We start from the raw sequence: 17,870 nt of genomic DNA on the forward strand, positions 1-17,870 counted from the left end.
GGTGAACATTATGCAACCTTCAGCTCCACCTCATCTAGAATCTACAAAAACTATCTTTTCAAACTCTATTACAAAGCTTGTTGTTTTTATTTGTTGGCTAGCCATTCTAGCTGACGGCTATGATTTAGGTATTTACGGGGCCGTTCTGCCTAAGCTACTGGAAGACAACAGCTGGGCACTATCACCAGCTCATGCTGGTACAATTGCAAGCTATGCTTTGTTTGGAATGTTTATTGGCGCTATTCTAGTTGGAACTATTACAGATCTAATTGGACGAAAATGGACACTTATATGCTGTTTAGCACTTTTTTCTATTACAATGGGCCTAGCTGCACTTGCTCCTTCTCCTGAATTATTTGGACTATGGCGATTTATCGGAGGAATTGGACTAGGCGGTGTCATTCCAACAGCTTCCGCACTTACTGTTGAATATTCACCAAAAAAGCGACAATCTTTTATTTATGCTCTTATGTTTACTGGCTATCCTTTAGGTATCGTATTAGGCGCTATTTTGTCCATGCTTATGTTAGAAGACTTCGGATGGAGAATTATGTTTGGCATCGGAATGATTCCACTACTCCTCATTCCTTTCATTATTCGTTATTTACCTGAATCCATTCAATTTTTGTTATCACGTAACCGCCAAGAAGAAGTGGATAAAATTCTTAATCGTTTTCAAATTGAATTCCATGCAAAAGAGAAAACTCATCAACCCCCATCTAATATACGAAAGAAAAATGGATTTCTTACTTTATTCTCAAAAGAATACATAAAAGCAACGCTGCTTTTTTGGATCACTTATATAATGGGGATGTTTTTAATATACGGTTTAAATACTTGGTTACCTCAGATGATGCGACAGGCAGGATATCCTCTTGGATCTAGTTTATCATTTCTACTTATGCTAAATATTACCGCCGCTATCGGTGCATTATTTGCTGGAGCAATCGCAGATCGTATAGGAGCCAAAATTGTTATTAGCATTTCCTATCTTATGGCAGCTGTATGTATTGGACTATTAACAATTAAACCATCTGTTACAATCATTTATCTTTTAATTGGTCTTGCTGGAATTGGATCGGTCGGTATTACTCAAATATTAAATGCATATGTGACACAATACTTCCCATCCCATATCCGAGCTACTTCCTTAGGCTGGGGACTTGGGCTTGGACGAGTTGGTGCGATTGCTGGTCCTATTCTTGTCGGTATTATTATGACAATGCAATATGATTTAGCATGGAATTTCTATTTATTCTCATTTGCAGGTCTTCTCGCGGCTATATCTGTTTTCCTTATTCCTACAAAGTAAAAAAGGGCACAAATTTACTCGTGCTCTTTTTTGTATACTTCGAATAACATATCTCGAAACAATGTATTTAAACTCTCAATATCGATCCCTGATCCCTTTTCAATTCCTTTTACATATTGCTGATAGTAATGAATTTGTTCTTCTAAAAATTGATTCAACACATCAATTTTTAATCCAACATCTAATTCAGTACCTGCCTTTTTCTTTATTAACAACTGTTCAATTTCATCTAACACGCTACGCTCCAATGATAATTCTGTAATTAATCGATCGAATTCTACAGGAGGCAAAGTTGTTTTCTCCTCTAGCCACTTACAAGCCAAAATAGGACGCAATACATAAAAGTACTTTTTTAATTTTACATTCTCACCTTGCAAAAATTCACGATAATTTTTTGAAGCCATATGTAAGTAATGATATATCGTTGCTTTCGGATCGAAGTTCTTTTCACTCATTTGCTGAAGCTGTTCTGGAAAATTAGAGTTTTTCGAATAAAAAATGGGTGATCGAATCCATTCGAGTAAAACTGGGTTTGACTTTGCAAATAGTTGTAACGCTTTTTTAATATCCCATCCGCTTATATCTAAATCATCACTAATCGGATACTCAATTACATCTCGTTTATCATGAATGGATAAATACCATTCTACCGGGTGCATATAAACGAATCTAACATCATAATCACTATCTTTTGATGGAAATCCCCATGCACGACTCCCTGACTCCACAGCGAATAAAATTTTCACATCATTTTCTTTCTCAATTCGTTCTAACTCCAACTTAATTTTCTCTCTCATTTCATACCCTCTCCATTTTTTGATTATTTCCTTGGAAATTCGACAAATATATTACTAAGTTTACTACATACTAAAATAGCTGTCAGAAAATTTCCGACAGCCTGTCAAAATTCGTTATTTTTTACTTGTTCTTTTCAGTTACACTAACCGCAATTCGTTCAAACTCTTTTTGGATCTCCTCTTTGTATGCATCTACTTTTGAAAAGTCCATAGCAGCAATATAAATTCGTTCTAATTTATCACGAACTGATTTCGCTTTCGCTAAAAAAGACATCGCCTCATTCATTTTTGCTTTATATTGAATAGAGACGTCACGAATTTCCTCCGCATACTTCTCATCCGTCCCTGGTGTTACAATAAGGGCATACATATCTATAATTTCATCACCTTCGCGGCTCGGAAAATATTCATGTGGTGCGGTGCTATCGAAAATCGCAAACCCTAATTCTCTTACGATCACCATATCAAGACTATTTGGATCAAACCCACAATGATATACTTCAACTTCAAATCCTTTTTCTTCTGCTGCCTTAGCTAATTTTTTGAGCATTGTTGATTTCCCAGAACCTGGGCGTCCTTTTATAAAATAACGATGTGGTAATCCTTCTGTTAAATTAGGAACAAAATCAACTGCTCCTTTCGGTGTAGCTGCTCCTAAAAACCGATGTTTCACAAGCGATTGTTTCCCAACTTTATCTGTAAATAATTTCTGAATGAGCTGCTCGGTTAGTTCGTTCGCTTTATTAAAATCAATATTACTAATATATATTTTCTCCCACTCATCATGTATAACTAATGCCTCGTTAAAACGAGCGTAAGCAGCTTGAAAAGCTTTGCTTGCTTCTGAAACAAATCGTTCAATTTCCACTTTCTGCTTTCTTAACTTATCTGAATCCCAAGCAATTCCTAAATTAATATACTCCTCGACAACTCCTGGCATTTTTGGCTCAATAACATGCGGTGATGTTCCATCAACAATTCCTACTTTTAACTTCGGGATAATGACACCATCAACCGATTTATTATCAGAAGAACAGTGTAAAAATTCAATATCATATCCCTTTTCAACCCATTCACGACCTATTACCTTAATTAAAGAAGATTTTCCCGTTCCAGGTCCACCCTTTAAAATAAATAATCTGTTTAGTCCTTTTAAATTCTCTTCATATAAATTATGAAATCCTCTAGCTGTATTTCCACCAGCATAATAATTCAATACATTCCCTGTCACTGCACTCACTCCTTCGCAGCATTCTATTTACATAAGCTACAATATGCGAGCAACTTTATTTGGGTGAATACCTATTTTGTGTTGCACAGAAAAAGGAAATGAATTACAATTTTATTATCACGAAAATTCCGAACTTTAAATTGAATATACCTTTATCAAGAGAGGCAGAGGGACCGGCCCTTTGAAGCCCAGCAACCTCAGTTTATACAAACTGAATAGGTGCTAATTCCTGCAAAATGCATTGCATTTTGAAAGATAAAACGTAACTATTGTGTGCAAAACTCATCTTTCTTGATTATGAAAGGTGAGTTTTTTATATTTCAAAATATATACTTGGAGGTATTTAAAGTGAAAGTAATTGACCTATCCCAAACATTTGAAAAAAATATGTCTCAATTTCCTGGAACACCAAAAATCAATTTAGAAGCCATTACAAGCGTTGAAGAAACAGGTTATCAAGTTACAGATTTTCATTCTGTCGTTCATGTTGGTACACATTGTGATGCTCCTGCTCATTTCATTTCAGGCGCAACGACTATTGATCAATTGCCCCTAGACCAATTTGTAGGTGAAGCTGTTCTTATCGACGTAACTCATGTACAAGAACGAAAACTACCTAAAGAAGTATTACACAATGCTGACATAAAAGAAGGTGATATTGTCATTTTCCATTCCAACCTATCTAATAAATGGAATACAGAAGCGTATGAACAAGAAGCCTTTTATCTTTCCGAAGAATTAGCTGAAGAATTAGTTCAATTAAAAGTAAAATCTGTCGGTTTAGATTTCATTTCTCCTGACGAAGTAACGACAGAAACATCGCCAATTCATCACATACTACTTGGGAATAATATTTATTTAATCGAAAACTTAACAAACTTAGATGCCATTAATGCGAAACGTTTCTTTTTCTCAGCGGCACCTTTAAAAATTAAAAATAGCGACGGTGCTTTCGCAAGAGCATTCGCTGTAATTTTTTAAACAAACTATACAAAAAAAGCAAAGATCATCATTGACCTTTGCTTCTATTTCTTTTATTTAAACTAAGAAAGAATTGCTCAACGCGAGGACGTAACCAAGCTAAATAATCTTTCTCTTTCTTCTTTGTACAAGCTATTTCTTCCCCATCGACCATTCCGACAAGTTCTAGCTCTAACAGTTGCCTCGTAAATGCTAACATATTTATTTCTTCTTCCGGATACTCTTCTTTTAATTTCTCCTCAATTTCCCCTAATAAAAAACCGTCACGCATCATTGCCAATGCATCAATCCAAAGTGGCGGCATTTCATATTTTTCTCCTGTAATTGTATCTTTTACAATATAATTCTTTTGCTCTTTTCGAAATTGAATCGCGTGTAAGCATACAGTCGAATTTAATGTTAATTCCATCATACCACCTCTTTCATAATATCTGCATAGAAAAAAGGATGCGCGTGCACCCCTTCTTTTTCTAACACTACCGAACCGTTACATGAATAACAAATCTCATGTCGATATTTTCCTCCATTATAAACGAAGTATTTTATAAAAAAAACCCTTCTCGAAACATTTTATAAAATGTTTATATTTACGCAACAAGAACACTTTTCTGAAAAATATTTTCTTCTAGCGCATTATGCTATCGGTAAAAAAATCTCCACCTTCATTCCTAGCTCTCCGCTACTTTGAATCGCAATACTTCCTTGCTACTCCTCATGATCAATACAAAAACTCTACATATTATCTCATTAAATGATAAGGAAATTACTTTCAGAGCAATCTGTAACCTTATAACGAGAAAAGGAAGGAGATTTCCCCTTCCTTTTCATCACAATTTATATCCACCTTACTCGATCATGTAGCAATCCATCCGTAAAGTCATTTCCACCAACTACAAAATCATTCATATATAAATTCAAATATTCTCCGTACTTACTTTCTGTATTTAATAATAATTCCTCTACATAATAGGCACCTTGTTTAAAGTTATCGAACAGTAAACTACACAAGCCAGCATAAATGCCACATCCTACTTGGAAGTATGTCGCATTCGTTTTATATTTATGAAAAACTTGACTGCTATTCATCACGTTATACATATAGGTCTCGCTATTTTCATAAACGAGTAATACACCGACTAGATCCTCGCCCGCAATCTCTTCTTCGGCTGGATTAAATACTTTACGATTCCAATTCCATAGATCTTCTACCTTATCTAAGTTCTGTCTAATTATATTTGTTGTATACTCGTTAATTCGGTAAAGAAACCCTACTTCCATGTTAAAGTTTTTCCCTAAAATTAAAACTTCCTCATGCGGCATCAAACAACCATAAAATTCTTTCTCTCCCAACTTTACTTTATACTCTGAAGCATATACATCTTCATAAAAGTAAAGAGGACGATGATGACTCATATACATCGGATAACTCCATATCGCTTCATCTAGAAATCGCTCTACTGCCCATGAAGCATACAGTGTATGAGGCTTTATAAGTGCTGTATCATTCAAAAATGACGTATCATGTTCTACTATATAGCATGCTCTTGGCTTTTCATTCGGGCGTTCCTTCATAAGTTCAACAACCATCCATTGAACGACACCTGGATTCATACCTGAGCCTATAATTGCTTTTGTATTTTTAAATTTATCTTTTTCCTTCTCAAATCTCGTATATCTTTCCGTAAGCTGAAAGCCGATTAAACTATCGTCCTGATCTACTGCCTCGTTTTCCAAAGCTGAATTAATATAACAAATTCCAAGTTCATTACAACAGCTTAATACTCTGATCGTATCTGCCCCTGAAACATCAATCACAACGCTCGTACTACTTTCTTTTAAATGTTTTTTAAATGTCACTACATCTTGGAGATCTATTTCGGATAAAAACAATTGATCTTCCAAATTTGGAAACAACTCGTCATAATACGTCCTATCTTTTTGTTTTATATCAACCAAATAAAATGTAACATTCTTTATCACTTCATAAATCGGGTCTTTTTCATTTACTATCGCTTGATTTAAAATCGCTAAAACTGCTTTTGCTGCTCCACCAGCACTACCAAGTAATGTAATCGATAACGAATTTGTAAACTGCTCCACCAACAAAACCCCTTTAATATATTAGTTAAGCAGTTCTCCCTCAAAAAATAAATTGAATACATCAAAAGATAGCTCGTACATATTCTTTATAATTTAGTACAAAATTTCCTCTTCAACAGTCATACTAACATATTTATATTCAATTCATTTTTCCCCTCATATTCAGATCAAGCTAAACAAATAGGCTCGACCTTTTCTTCTGCATATAAAAGAAAAAGCCAGCCCTTTCAATTAACTTACGGACAATGGACAGATTTTACATGTTGAATATTTACATACATTTTCGCATCACGCGCTTTTAATATTTCAATATGCCCTTCATCAATCTTCGCCATCTTTCCGATTTTATTATATTCCTCACCTAAATCGAACACCATAATTTTTCCAGACATTTTAATAAGTTGTTCTTCAAACGTTCGAGCTAACGTAATATTTAAGGGATTCACGGGGAGTTCATTTTTATTGAGGGCGTAAGGCACTTGATTTTCTTTATACGGAATTAACCATTTCAAGTGTTTTAAAGATATATATACAGTTTTATAAACTGGACTATAAAAAACAATATAATCGTTCATTACACTTGTAACATACCCATGTATTGGAGCATTTCCTGCTACATAAATTTCCGTAAAAATCCCTTTGGAAGTACTTAATACTTTCCTCAAAGAAATTGAAGGTGACTCTCTCTTAATTACAGAATCCACATCTGGTTTTGAGATTTCTTCATCATGTGGTCGTAAAAATTTATAATATTGTACATGGTATAAAGATATATATACGTAGTCTTGTCCATTGTAAAGAACAACGATATCATTTCCTACGTCTATTAATACACCTTTAAACCTTTTTTCACCAATTAATTTAACATATATATTTTCTCCAATACTTTTGTTTAACTCATTCATCTATATCCTCCTTCCTATGAATTTCTTCTTTCCTGTCTTTCATTTCTAAAAAAATAATCAGGGCAAAGTTCTGTTTTAATAGTAAGTAATTCCTTTTCATACTATTGAAATAAGAAATTGTTCTTCTCTTTCCCTCATAATGCCCCTCTTATTTATTAAACATTATTCATCTTCATTCTTTTTACATTTAACTACTTGACTCACACTCTTAATATGAGACTTAACTACATAAATCACTTCATCGCAGTTTACTAGTGTAATGCAGCCATGGTGTACCTCACTTAACAAACCTTCCACACATTCTGGACCACCACGATTAATTTTTACCCACTTATACTTCAAGTCTTTTAATATATCTAGAAAAGTATCCTCATCAGAGCAGAAACATGAACTATAGCAATCACCACATTTACTTTCTTTCACTTTCTTAACTAGACTCTTCACATGCTTCAAGTGATAATATACTAATTCACCATGTGGTAATTGTAACGTTAGATAATCTTTGCCTAACGATACGAGCTCACCAACTCGACTTTCTGGTCCGCGAAGGTTTACTTTGACAGTCTCACCAACTAAACATTTAATTTGGTCACAACATAATACATTCTCCAATTTCGTATCCCCCTTTCTTATTATCTTCCTCTACTTGATTGTCTTTGTGCACGAGCACGACCTGAATTATTGCTACTTTCCTTACTATCGTCGCTCTCATCGCTCTCTCCACAAGCTAAAGCATTATAGTTAACACTTTTAATATGCTTTATTGCAATTAAGATAATTTCTTCTTTTACGATTAATGTTACGAAGTCACAAGAAACATCTTGTAAAATGCCTTCCACTTTCTCTGGACCACCGCGATTAATTTTCACCCAGCAATATTTGAAACTTTCAAGCAGTTCTTCAAAGTCTTCTGCACAGGCGCAATCTTCCCACTCGCAATCACTTGATCCACATTCTTTCGCATTTTTTGTGATACTCTTTAGATGTTTAAGTTGATAGTAATAAAGCTCACCTTTTTCATTCTGCAATACGAAGTAGTCTGGACATACTGATATTATTGTTCCTTTTTGAGATTCTGGACCACCCCTGTTTACTCTCACAAAAGATCCAATTAAGTCTTTCAAAAAATCACAATGAAATAAACTCACGAGAAAACCCCTTCCATTAATTTATAAGCTTTTGCACTGATAGTATATGTATCTGTACAGGTTACGTTCTCTATGTTTGTCCTAGCTAGAAAAAAATATGCTTTTAACATGGTAGACTACTACCTATCAAAATTTGAAGAAAGGCTAAGAACTCCTTATGCTTTTAATATCTTTAAACAAAAAAATCCCTTATGAAGATACATTTCTGCATATCTTCATAAGGGATTTCCCATAGTTTAATCTTCGTCTTTAACATCCATATCTTCTGGAATTGGTTCGTTCAATATTTCTTCCACTAATTGCTTATATTTCTCCATTTGTTCTAAATGTGTATTGAATTGTTCTTTATTTAATAAATATTGCTCTCCATCAAATAGTGCACGAATTTTCTTTTGCTGAATTAACTCTTCAATATACGACTTTGGTAAATTCAAATACTCCGCAGCTTCTTCTACTGTTATATACAACTCGTTCATTCCTTTATTATTTTTTCCTATATACTGTATCTTACTTTATTTTTGTAAACAAATAAAAAAGATTTTGTAAATGCAACCTAAAAAGCAGGTAGATGCATTCCATATATTGTATAATAGTATATAGTAAGAATTTTTTAAATATAGAATGGTATTACCCATTTACACAAAGGAGAGTTAACATATGGCTACTCGTCACATCATTACAATGTTAGAAAAAACATTACAAATTGAAACAGAAAACACAATTTCTCATTTAACTGCATCTTTATCTGATCGTATTCTTTCTCAAAGCGTAGCAATACAGGAAAACAATCGTTACCATACAATTGGAGAATGGTACAAAAATCATTTCTTATTCCAACAAGATGATTTCCTTTGGGCTAAATACGTTTTCTATGACGCATATTGTGAGGAAATAAAAAAACAAGGTCATCTTACAAAACGTGTTCGCCAAATATTAGAATCATTAGCTCGAATGCATGGAAAACAGTACATTGCTTCTATATTAAACATGCCATTTCCTAACGAACGAGCTAAAGGAACAGCATAATGTAATACAGTTCTGCGTCAGCAAAACATAGATTCATTATTTTCTAGGGAGATTTATAAATAAAACGTTCATGTCACATGAACTGATGAAACCGGTGTCATTATAATGATTGAAAATATAGTAAACAGGAAAACCCCCATTTACCTCTCTCGTCATTCGAATAGAGAAGTAAATGGGGGTATACTTGTTCCTTTACTATTTCATCATCTGCTTAATCAATTCTCGATTTCTCTTCTTAAATACCTCATTATGCGAAGAAACCATTCCATACTCACTTGCATCTGGCTGAATAAATTGTTTCGCTTTATTCACAGCATTTCCAGCATCTTGGAATGCTCCCGCAATTAAGTGTAATTTTCCTTCATGCTTTAAAATATCCCCAGCAGCATATAATCCGTCTACTGAAGACTCACTATTTGCATTCCCTGCAATATAAAAATTATCTATAATCGCTACGTCTAACTCACTATTTTCTAATAATGTAATGTCACGTTCATATCCATGATTAATAATAACTTCATCAATAGGTAAATGAGAAACTTCACCTGTCTCATGATTCGTTAATTCTACATATTCAATCGCTTCATGACTATCACCAGCAATTAATTTTGTAATCGATGTATGAAAGAAACACTCAGCTGAGCTGTTCAGCAGTTGCTTCACTTGTGCTTCATGACCAGATAATTCTTCTTTTCTATACGCTACGTACACCTTTTTCGCTATTGGTTCTAATTCATTTGCCCAATCAACGGCAGAATTTCCTCCACCGGAAATAATGATCGTTTTATCTTTGAAACGCTTTAAAGATTTCACTGTATAATTTAAATTCGATACTTCAAATCGCTCAGCACCTTCAATTGATAACTTTTGTGGTTTCAATATACCACTTCCAGTTGCCACAATAACTGTTTTTGAAAAGTGTTCTTTTCCATCGTTTGCTTTTAACGTAAAAGTGCCATCTTTATTACGAATAATCGATTCTACTTTTGTATTTAATACAACTTCTGGCTGAAATGTTAACCCTTGTTGTACAAGTTGCTCAATTAATTTATCACCTGTAACTGGTAATAGTCCACCTACATCCCAAATCATCTTCTCTGGATAAACATGTATTTTTCCACCTAGCTGTGGTTGAAATTCTATTATTTTCGTTTTCATTTCTCTGAGTCCACTATAAAAAGCTGAATAAAGCCCTGCAGGTCCTCCGCCTATCACAGTTACATCAAACAATTCTTCTCGATTCATTCGTGCTCACTCCTCAGCTACTAATCATTGATTATCATTCTCAATAAAATATAACCTGTTTCCGCAAAATTTACAATTAAAATTACTATTGACAATACAACTAGATAAAATTATATTATTTAATGAATCAATAGTGATAATCATTATCAATTTGTTAATAATTAGAAAATTTGAGGTTACATCTTCTTTTATTAGTATGGTTAATACTATATTGTGACATCTCACATTCAAAATTTTTAATAAACATTTTGTATTACCACTACTCTTTCAAAAAGATTGCAGTTAAACAAATTATTGTATACACATATCATCTATTTAAAGGAGACAGACGATGAAAAAGTTATTTATTTCACTAACAGTTCTTTTCGTCCTTGTTATGAGCGCTTGTAGCAATGGCTCTACAGACAAAAAGAACGATGCAAAAGGTAGTAAATCAGAAACCATTACATACCAATCTGAAAATGGTAAAGTAGAAGTTCCTGCAAATCCAAAACGCGTTGTTGTTTTATCATCATTCGCTGGTAACGTAATGTCATTAGGTGTAAATCTTGTTGGGGTAGATTCATGGTCTAAACAAAACCCACGTTTTGATAGCAAACTTAAAGACGTTGCTGAAGTATCAGATGAAAATGTTGAAAAAATCGCTGAACTAAATCCAGATTTAATCATTGGTTTATCAAATATTAAAAATGTCGATAAGTTAAAGAAAATCGCTCCTACTGTAACATACACTTACGGAAAAGTTGATTACTTAACACAACATTTAGAAATCGGTAAGTTATTAAACAAAGAAAAAGAAGCAAAAACTTGGGTTGATGACTTCAAGAAACGTGCACAAGACGCTGGTAAAGAAATTAAAGCAAAAATCGGTGAAGATGCTACAGTTTCTGTTGTAGAAAACTTCAACAAACAGCTTTATGTATACGGCGAGAACTGGGGCCGCGGAACAGAAATTCTGTACCAAGAAATGAAATTAAAAATGCCTGAAAAAGTAAAAGAAAAAGCATTAAAAGAAGGTTACTACGCATTATCTACTGAGGTATTACCTGAGTTTGCTGGTGATTACTTAATCGTAAGTAAAAACAAAGATACTGATAACTCATTCCAAGAGACAGAATCATATAAAAACATCCCAGCAGTAAAAAATAATCGTGTATACGAAGCAAACATGATGGAATTCTATTTCAATGATCCACTTACATTAGATTTCCAACTAGACTTCTTCAAGAAGAGCTTTCTTGGTAAATAATACAAACATGAGGAATTCTTATTTTAAGAATTCCTCTTCCTTTATTCTATGAAAAGAAAAGATGTGAAACGAATGACAAAAGGACATGACAATACACGTTCTATAGCTTTTACATACAAATTAATTTTAAGCATAATTGCATTCTTTCTTATTTTTATGGTGGCTATGGTATTAGGTGCTGCAGATACTTCAATAAAAGACGTATGGTTAGCACTCACTTCCTCCGCTAAAGGGGACAAAATATCTATTATTCGCGAAATACGTTTGCCACGTGAAGTTGCCGCTATTTTTGTAGGAGCTGGACTTGCTGTTTCTGGAGCAATTATGCAAGGATTAACACGAAATCCACTTGCAGATCCTGGATTATTAGGGCTATCTGGTGGAGCAAATGCTGCGCTTGCACTAACACTTGCTTTCAACCCTTCCATCAGCTATCTTTACTTAACATTAGCTTGCTTTATCGGTGCTGCCGTTGGCGCAATTATGGTATTTGGAATTGGTATGGTGAAAAAAGGAGGGCTCTCCCCTCTTCGAATTGTATTAGCTGGTGCTGCCGTTTCAGCATTTCTACTCGCAATTTCAGAAGGAGTCGGCATTTACTTCAAAATTTCACAAGATGTATCACTTTGGACTGCTGGAGGTGTAATTGGAACTACTTGGAGCCAATTGAAAGTTATTATTCCAGTCATTTCAATTAGTATCTTTATCGCTATCTTACTAGCAAAAAAATTGACAGTTCTTAGTTTCAGTGAAGAAGTGGCTATTGGACTAGGTCAAAAAATTATTGTTATTAAAACCATTCTATTTATCATTATCATCTTACTTGCAGGTGCGTCTGTAGCACTTGTCGGAAATATGGCATTTATCGGTTTAATGGTACCTCACATGGTACGCCCAATTGTCGGGCCAGATTACCGATTTGTTATACCGATGTCAGCAATTGCTGGTGCTTCCTTTATGCTACTTGCAGATACAATCGGACGTACCATTAACGCTCCGTACGAAACACCAGTTGCCGCTATTGTCGCAATTGTAGGATTACCATTCTTCCTATTTATTGTACGTAAAGGAGGAAAAATGTTCTCATGATACCATCTATTCTAAGAAAACAACGTCTTATCATACTTGCTTTACTTATACTAACCATTACAACCATTGTAATTGGAATGGGGCTCGGTTCAGCATCTTTATCTTATGATCGACTACTCCCAACATTAATGGGACAAGGAACTTTTAAAGAGGAGTTCGTTTTATACTCTTTAAGACTACCTAGAATTATCATTACATTATTAGCTGGTATGGCTCTCGCTTTATCAGGGGCTATTCTGCAAGGAATTACCCGAAATGATTTAGCTGAACCTGGTATTCTCGGAATCAACTCTGGGGCCGGTGTTGCTGTTGCTATTTTCTTCTTATACTTTCCAATAGATGTAGGTTCATTTCTTTACTTACTACCTATCGTTGGATTTATCGGAGCGTTTCTGACAGCTGTTCTAATCTACGTATTTTCATATAGTAAATCAACTGGACTTCAGCCGGTGCGATTAACATTAACCGGTATCGGTTTTGCATTTGCACTATCTGGAATGATGATTGTCCTTATTTCATCCGCAGATCGTATGAAAGTAGACTTTATTTCAAAATGGATTGCAGGAAACATTTGGGGGGACGATTGGATCTTCATTTTCGCAATGCTCCCATGGTTAATCGTATTCATTCCATTTGTTTTCTATAAAGCAAATCGATTAAACATTTTAGCATTAAACGAACCAGTCGCAATTGGCGTTGGAATTGAAATTGAAAAAGAACGCAGATACTTATTAGTGGCAGCCGTTGCGCTTGCAGCTGCAGCTGTTTCCGTAACAGGAGGAATTAGCTTTATCGGACTGATGGCTCCTCATATCGCGAAATCTTTAGTAGGTCCAAGGCATCAAATCTTCATGCCTATCGCCCTTTTAATCGGCGGATGGCTATTACTATTAGCAGACACAATTGGACGAAATATCGTTGAACCTAACGGTATCCCAGCAGGTATTGTTGTCGCTTTAATTGGTGCTCCTTACTTTATGTATTTGTTGCTTAAGAAGGCGTAAAAAACACCCTCAAGAATGAAATCTTGAGGGTATTTTTATCTCCAGCATTTTATTCACTTTTATACATATCAACGCGTTTTACAAAACCATCAGCGACACTGAAATAGATAGCGTAGCCCTCCTTGCGGTATACAAGGGCATCACTATCTATCCCTTCTTCTATTCCATACGGCTCACCTAACCAACTCTTTAACTCATTTACAGGAATATTCATATGTAACCAAATTTTTTTAACTTTTGAAGGAAACATATCCAGGTTATAATCACCATAAGTAACAGTATTAGCTGCATCACAAGCTGTACACTTTGCTTCCTGTAAAGCATCAGGTGTACCAAATTCTTGTTTCACTGCAGATTGTTCTTGTCCAATCACATTCAATCCAAATGGTCCCAAATTCCCGTCAATTAAAGCTGTTTCTAGAACCTGTTTTAGTTCTTGCTTTGTTTTAACTTTAAAATTATAAGAAGAACCAGCGCTATCATTCACCGATATTGATGGAATTGACTTATCTGCATCCGATTCTTTTGCAAGAGTAGTATTTTCTTGAGAAGAACTCTTCTCTCCATTACTACGCCATACTATTTTCTCTCCATGCCAAGCACTGTTATTGTCCTCTTTCATCAAGTACATTCCACTTATACCAAATAGCATCAACATAACCATGCCAAGTGGAATATAGATTCTTTTATCTTTTTTTATAACCTGTAGTACACCTTTCACCTTATTGAAGGTCTTTGAAAGTCTTTCATTAGTTGTACAAGCGAGTAAATATTTATAGAAAGAATCCCATCCCTGTGTCTTTTTATACAATCTTTTCAAACTAATCATAACAGCGAATGGTACCTCTTCATTTTGTGATATTCGGTAAAAAGAATTTACTTTCTGACGCTTCGATTTCATAAATCGAGCAAGTAAAATAGCAAGGTATTGAGAAGAGCTAAACTCTTTTAATTCTTCACCAGGATATAAATCATGCTCATCTTTTCGTTTAACCATACGCATTTCATAGTCCAAAATCAGATTTAATTTTTGATTCTCTTTCAAACCATGATGCAAAAATTTCATTGTAAACTCAGTCTTTGTCATCAAATCTAAATTCCTAAGATCATGATCATGAACTACCATCGGTAATTGTTTAAATAACTCTGCAGTAAAGGTGATAAAAGTATCCTTTTCTTTTTCGTATAGTTCTAACGATTTGCACATAAGCGCTGCAAATTTTAATAAGTTCGCATAATATTTAATACTTTTCCCATTCTTTATAATTGTTCGTTCCATAATTGGATACTTGCTAACGTGTTGATAAAACTGGTTAGATACTTGGACTGCTTTGTCAATTTCTTTTTTCTGTAATAAAGATTGTATATGAGAAATCGTTTCTATTGCCCATGTTACTACCTGTCCTTGCTCACCTTTAATTAATTGCAATTTATAAACGTTATCTTGCAAATATAACTTTTGAAATTCTATGCCACTCTTTTTCAGCTGCTTATTAACAGTTACAAATGCGCCACCATATAAACTCAATTGAACATACTTATAATGGGTTTTTAATTGTTCCAGATCCACCTTCAACTGTTCATTATATTTATCCCACATTTGTCGTACATTCTCTTGCGCGTTTACTATTTTTAAAGCATCTGGGTCTAATAATTTTGCAAGTCCTTTAACTAAGAAGGAGCCTCCAAACCCCATAATTAACGATGCCATTATTTGTGATACAAGCTGCACAAATTTTTTCCCTGGAAGCCTACTTTGTATATCTCTTAATAATTCTGTATATTGACCATATGCCTCATAGTAATTTTGAAAGTTTTTAATCGTGGTATCCATTGAAAGGTTCATTCTTTTCTTTAACCCCTCAAAAACATTACCTGTAAAATATAATTTTTTAAATAAATGTCCATGTTGATTTTTTGATATTTCTTCAAGAAATTCATAATACACTTTCCCTAAATATGGAAAACTTAGTATCCCCTTCAGCTCATCTCTAATTTCGCCCACCTGAGTTAATTGAAAAAAACGGGTAATATATTGTGAATACATTTCTTTATTATCTGGATTTTGTAAAGGCTTAAAGACTTCTTCTTCTAGCATTTTATTTCGTTTTTCAATACTTTCATGAATTTTTTGGAAAAGTGCCTCTCCTACTCTCTCGACAAAAGATTCAATTTCTTCTGCTACATTATGAGTAAGTTGCTCATATAATTGTTTTTTGGTTTCTAAATACAGCTCTACTGGATTATCAGCTTGCTCTTTTTCTTTTATATAACTCAAAACAGATTCCCCAACAAATCTAAAATATCTAATCCATCTACAGACGTAGACAAAATAGAACCCGCATCCGTTATATCCACAACACTATTTACTACATCTAAAGCGTCCAAATGAGTAGTATCAATCATATCTATATTCGGGGATATGAATTCTGGACTTGTATCAATTGTCATCCCTTCCCCTAGTGGATTCGAGTTCATATCATATAATTTTTCTCCCGTAGCTGTATTCATTGTTAAGCCACCCGAACTATTAGGCTGTGAGTACCCTATTATCCCTTCAACATTATCATGAAAAGTTTCCCCACCATACATATTTTGGCTAGAAGAAACGGTATGTCCACCTCCAAAATCAAAGGTCGTTCCATCATATGCATTCTCTTGAACACGAGCAATTGTTTCTCCATGACCATCCATTATAACGCCACCACCTTCAACAGGAGACGGCTGATACTCCGCGACCACTTCTCCGCTTCTGCTTTTCAAATCATATCCGCCAGTCAAATTCGGTAAAATAATCTTTTCTTCCAAACTATCATTAGTAGATTGTATTCCCTGAAATAATTGATTCATTAACATTTCACTATTCCCCAAACCTTATCCATCCCTTCATTCTCTTCACTTTATCAGTTATTCTCCCCAAAATATGTATATACTTTTCTAAACTACTTATATTTTATGCTTCTCTATCCTTAATAAAAGTTACAATATTTACCTCATTATATCATTAAATTAAATTATTCCCTTAAAAGGATTTAATATTTATAAAAAAATCTACTGCAATAGATCCTTTTCCGAATCTATCGCAATAGACAAAACACTCCATAGCTAACTACTGCTGCCCATATCCTTCAAACTTCTTCGCCAAATTCTCCATCTCATCTTCTGGCAATAGCTTCGGTTCCCCAATGCTTTTCGTTTGATAATAAATTTGCGCACAAAACTCAATTTCTTCCGCAACGGTAAATGCCATTTTTATATGATTTGCACCTGCAATTAAACCGTGGTTCGCAAGTAAAACGGCACGACGATCAATCATCCCTTCAAAAGCAGCCTCTGCTAATTGCTTCGTACCAAATGTTTCATACGGTGCACAGCGAACATTTGGGCCTGCGAAAGCAATTAAATACGATACTGCGGGCAGTTCCCATCCTAATGATGCAATCGTCTTTGCATAAGGAGAATGTGTATGCACAAGCGCATTTATATCTTCACGCTTTCTATAATAAATAAGATGCATATCAAGTTCGCTTGATGGTTTTCTCTCTCCCTCTACTACATCGCCATCTAAGTTTAATATAACTACATCTTCAGGCTTCGTTTCATAATAATCTAAACCACTTGGGCTAATGGCAACAAGACCTTGCTCCCGATTGAAAATACTAATATTACCGCCTGTCCCCTTTGTTAAACCGCTAGAAATCATTTTCTTTCCATACGCTACAATTTCTTCTCTCTCTTTTTGTAATAACATATACATCCCCCTAAGTATGAAGCTTATGATGA

18 protein-coding genes and 1 riboswitch are annotated in these 17,870 nt (G+C 34.5%); of the genes, 6 read left to right on the top strand and 12 right to left on the bottom strand.

Going from position 1 to position 17,870, the window contains the following annotated elements; all coding sequences use genetic code 11:
* The first annotated feature begins 10 nt into the window (after positions 1 to 10).
* On the top strand, positions 11 to 1,312 hold the full coding sequence (locus ACTFNE_RS19935) for an MFS transporter (RefSeq protein WP_270705152.1): 1,302 nt from the start codon (positions 11 to 13) through the stop codon (positions 1,310 to 1,312).
* Between the two features lie 14 nt (positions 1,313 to 1,326).
* On the opposite strand, the gene ACTFNE_RS19940 is transcribed toward ACTFNE_RS19935, so the two are convergent.
* A complete protein-coding gene (locus ACTFNE_RS19940) occupies positions 1,327 to 2,109 on the bottom strand; it encodes a nucleotidyltransferase domain-containing protein (protein WP_270705151.1) in 783 nt (260 codons plus the stop codon).
* A gap of 121 nt (positions 2,110 to 2,230) precedes the next feature.
* Complete coding sequence (locus ACTFNE_RS19945; protein WP_000147495.1) at positions 2,231 to 3,340, bottom strand: PRK06851 family protein; 1,110 nt, start codon at positions 3,338 to 3,340, stop codon at positions 2,231 to 2,233.
* 149 nt (positions 3,341 to 3,489) lie between these two features.
* Positions 3,490 to 3,602, top strand: a riboswitch (SAM riboswitch).
* Between the two features lie 86 nt (positions 3,603 to 3,688).
* On the opposite strand from ACTFNE_RS19945, the gene ACTFNE_RS19950 reads away from it, so the two are divergent.
* The gene (locus tag ACTFNE_RS19950; RefSeq protein ID WP_000862957.1) at positions 3,689 to 4,321 is read left to right on the top strand and encodes a cyclase family protein; all 633 of its coding nucleotides are present in this window, start codon (positions 3,689 to 3,691) and stop codon (positions 4,319 to 4,321) included.
* Positions 4,322 to 4,349: 28 nt separating this feature from the next.
* Here ACTFNE_RS19950 and ACTFNE_RS19955 read toward each other — a convergent pair whose 3' ends face one another.
* From ACTFNE_RS19955 to ACTFNE_RS19980, 6 genes are all read right to left on the bottom strand, one after another.
* Positions 4,350 to 4,730, bottom strand: coding sequence for a hypothetical protein (locus ACTFNE_RS19955; protein ID WP_000424100.1), 381 nt, complete (start codon positions 4,728 to 4,730; stop codon positions 4,350 to 4,352).
* Positions 4,731 to 5,155: 425 nt separating this feature from the next.
* Positions 5,156 to 6,421 (bottom strand): S-adenosylmethionine decarboxylase related protein, encoded by a 1,266-nt coding sequence (locus tag ACTFNE_RS19960; protein WP_046199017.1) that lies wholly within the window; start codon positions 6,419 to 6,421, stop codon positions 5,156 to 5,158.
* A gap of 236 nt (positions 6,422 to 6,657) precedes the next feature.
* Entirely contained in the window at positions 6,658 to 7,326 is a 669-nt protein-coding gene (locus ACTFNE_RS19965; RefSeq protein ID WP_001004273.1) for a hypothetical protein, read from the bottom strand.
* Between the two features lie 162 nt (positions 7,327 to 7,488).
* Entirely contained in the window at positions 7,489 to 7,938 is a 450-nt protein-coding gene (locus ACTFNE_RS19970) for a spore coat protein (protein ID WP_000432501.1), read from the bottom strand.
* Positions 7,939 to 7,958: 20 nt separating this feature from the next.
* Positions 7,959 to 8,474, bottom strand: coding sequence for a hypothetical protein (locus ACTFNE_RS19975; RefSeq protein WP_000051521.1), 516 nt, complete (start codon positions 8,472 to 8,474; stop codon positions 7,959 to 7,961).
* A 236-nt stretch (positions 8,475 to 8,710) separates the two neighbouring features.
* Complete coding sequence (locus ACTFNE_RS19980; protein ID WP_001004507.1) at positions 8,711 to 8,950, bottom strand: helix-turn-helix domain-containing protein; 240 nt, start codon at positions 8,948 to 8,950, stop codon at positions 8,711 to 8,713.
* 181 nt (positions 8,951 to 9,131) lie between these two features.
* On the opposite strand from ACTFNE_RS19980, the gene ACTFNE_RS19985 reads away from it, so the two are divergent.
* Entirely contained in the window at positions 9,132 to 9,500 is a 369-nt protein-coding gene (locus ACTFNE_RS19985; protein WP_046199016.1) for a hypothetical protein, read from the top strand.
* Positions 9,501 to 9,695: 195 nt separating this feature from the next.
* On the opposite strand, the gene ACTFNE_RS19990 is transcribed toward ACTFNE_RS19985, so the two are convergent.
* A complete protein-coding gene (locus tag ACTFNE_RS19990) occupies positions 9,696 to 10,745 on the bottom strand; it encodes an NAD(P)/FAD-dependent oxidoreductase (protein WP_270705150.1) in 1,050 nt (349 codons plus the stop codon).
* A gap of 331 nt (positions 10,746 to 11,076) precedes the next feature.
* On the opposite strand from ACTFNE_RS19990, the gene ACTFNE_RS19995 reads away from it, so the two are divergent.
* Genes ACTFNE_RS19995 through ACTFNE_RS20005 form a run of 3 tightly spaced genes read left to right on the top strand, consistent with a single transcriptional unit; the run spans position 11,077 to position 14,087 of the window.
* The gene (locus ACTFNE_RS19995; protein WP_000732577.1) at positions 11,077 to 11,994 is read left to right on the top strand and encodes an iron-hydroxamate ABC transporter substrate-binding protein; all 918 of its coding nucleotides are present in this window, start codon (positions 11,077 to 11,079) and stop codon (positions 11,992 to 11,994) included.
* Between the two features lie 48 nt (positions 11,995 to 12,042).
* Positions 12,043 to 13,083, top strand: coding sequence for a FecCD family ABC transporter permease (locus ACTFNE_RS20000; protein WP_003266187.1), 1,041 nt, complete (start codon positions 12,043 to 12,045; stop codon positions 13,081 to 13,083).
* Positions 13,080 to 14,087, top strand: coding sequence for a FecCD family ABC transporter permease (locus ACTFNE_RS20005; protein WP_000613089.1), 1,008 nt, complete (start codon positions 13,080 to 13,082; stop codon positions 14,085 to 14,087). The genes ACTFNE_RS20000 and ACTFNE_RS20005 overlap by 4 nt, the downstream gene beginning before the upstream one ends.
* Before the next feature lie 49 nt (positions 14,088 to 14,136).
* Here the strand turns inward: ACTFNE_RS20005 and ACTFNE_RS20010 are convergent, their stop codons facing one another.
* The 3 genes from ACTFNE_RS20010 to ACTFNE_RS20020 all read right to left on the bottom strand — a co-directional run bounded on the left by ACTFNE_RS20010 (position 14,137) and on the right by ACTFNE_RS20020 (position 17,838).
* Positions 14,137 to 16,365: an S-layer protein gene (locus ACTFNE_RS20010; RefSeq protein WP_270705149.1), complete on the bottom strand. Its 2,229-nt coding sequence runs from the start codon at positions 16,363 to 16,365 to the stop codon at positions 14,137 to 14,139.
* Positions 16,362 to 16,943, bottom strand: coding sequence for a hypothetical protein (locus ACTFNE_RS20015; RefSeq protein WP_046199370.1), 582 nt, complete (start codon positions 16,941 to 16,943; stop codon positions 16,362 to 16,364). The genes ACTFNE_RS20010 and ACTFNE_RS20015 overlap by 4 nt, the downstream gene beginning before the upstream one ends.
* A gap of 253 nt (positions 16,944 to 17,196) precedes the next feature.
* Positions 17,197 to 17,838, bottom strand: a complete 642-nt coding sequence (locus ACTFNE_RS20020) for an L-fuculose-phosphate aldolase (protein ID WP_000926545.1) — start codon at positions 17,836 to 17,838, stop codon at positions 17,197 to 17,199.
* Positions 17,839 to 17,870: the final 32 nt, after the last annotated feature.

Origin of the sequence: Bacillus cereus group sp. MYBKT111-2, assembly GCF_051915205.1 — a bacterium.
Lineage (GTDB): Bacteria > Bacillota > Bacilli > Bacillales > Bacillaceae_G > Bacillus_A > Bacillus_A paranthracis.

Bases quoted from the DNA above. Each gene is read 5' to 3' on its own strand.
- ACTFNE_RS19935 (WP_270705152.1), top strand. From the start codon at position 11: ATGCAACCTTCAGCTCCACCTCATCTAGAATCTACAAAAACTATCTTT.
- ACTFNE_RS19940 (WP_270705151.1), bottom strand. From the start codon at position 2,109: ATGAGAGAGAAAATTAAGTTGGAGTTAGAACGAATTGAGAAAGAAAAT.
- ACTFNE_RS19955 (WP_000424100.1), bottom strand. From the start codon at position 4,730: ATGGAATTAACATTAAATTCGACTGTATGCTTACACGCGATTCAATTT.
- ACTFNE_RS19965 (WP_001004273.1), bottom strand. From the start codon at position 7,326: ATGAATGAGTTAAACAAAAGTATTGGAGAAAATATATATGTTAAATTA.
- ACTFNE_RS19980 (WP_001004507.1), bottom strand. From the start codon at position 8,950: ATGAACGAGTTGTATATAACAGTAGAAGAAGCTGCGGAGTATTTGAAT.
- ACTFNE_RS19985 (WP_046199016.1), top strand. From the start codon at position 9,132: ATGGCTACTCGTCACATCATTACAATGTTAGAAAAAACATTACAAATT.
- ACTFNE_RS19990 (WP_270705150.1), bottom strand. From the start codon at position 10,745: ATGAATCGAGAAGAATTGTTTGATGTAACTGTGATAGGCGGAGGACCT.
- ACTFNE_RS19995 (WP_000732577.1), top strand. From the start codon at position 11,077: ATGAAAAAGTTATTTATTTCACTAACAGTTCTTTTCGTCCTTGTTATG.
- ACTFNE_RS20000 (WP_003266187.1), top strand. From the start codon at position 12,043: ATGAAAAGAAAAGATGTGAAACGAATGACAAAAGGACATGACAATACA.
- ACTFNE_RS20005 (WP_000613089.1), top strand. From the start codon at position 13,080: ATGATACCATCTATTCTAAGAAAACAACGTCTTATCATACTTGCTTTA.
- ACTFNE_RS20015 (WP_046199370.1), bottom strand. From the start codon at position 16,943: ATGTTAATGAATCAATTATTTCAGGGAATACAATCTACTAATGATAGT.
- ACTFNE_RS20020 (WP_000926545.1), bottom strand. From the start codon at position 17,838: ATGTTATTACAAAAAGAGAGAGAAGAAATTGTAGCGTATGGAAAGAAA.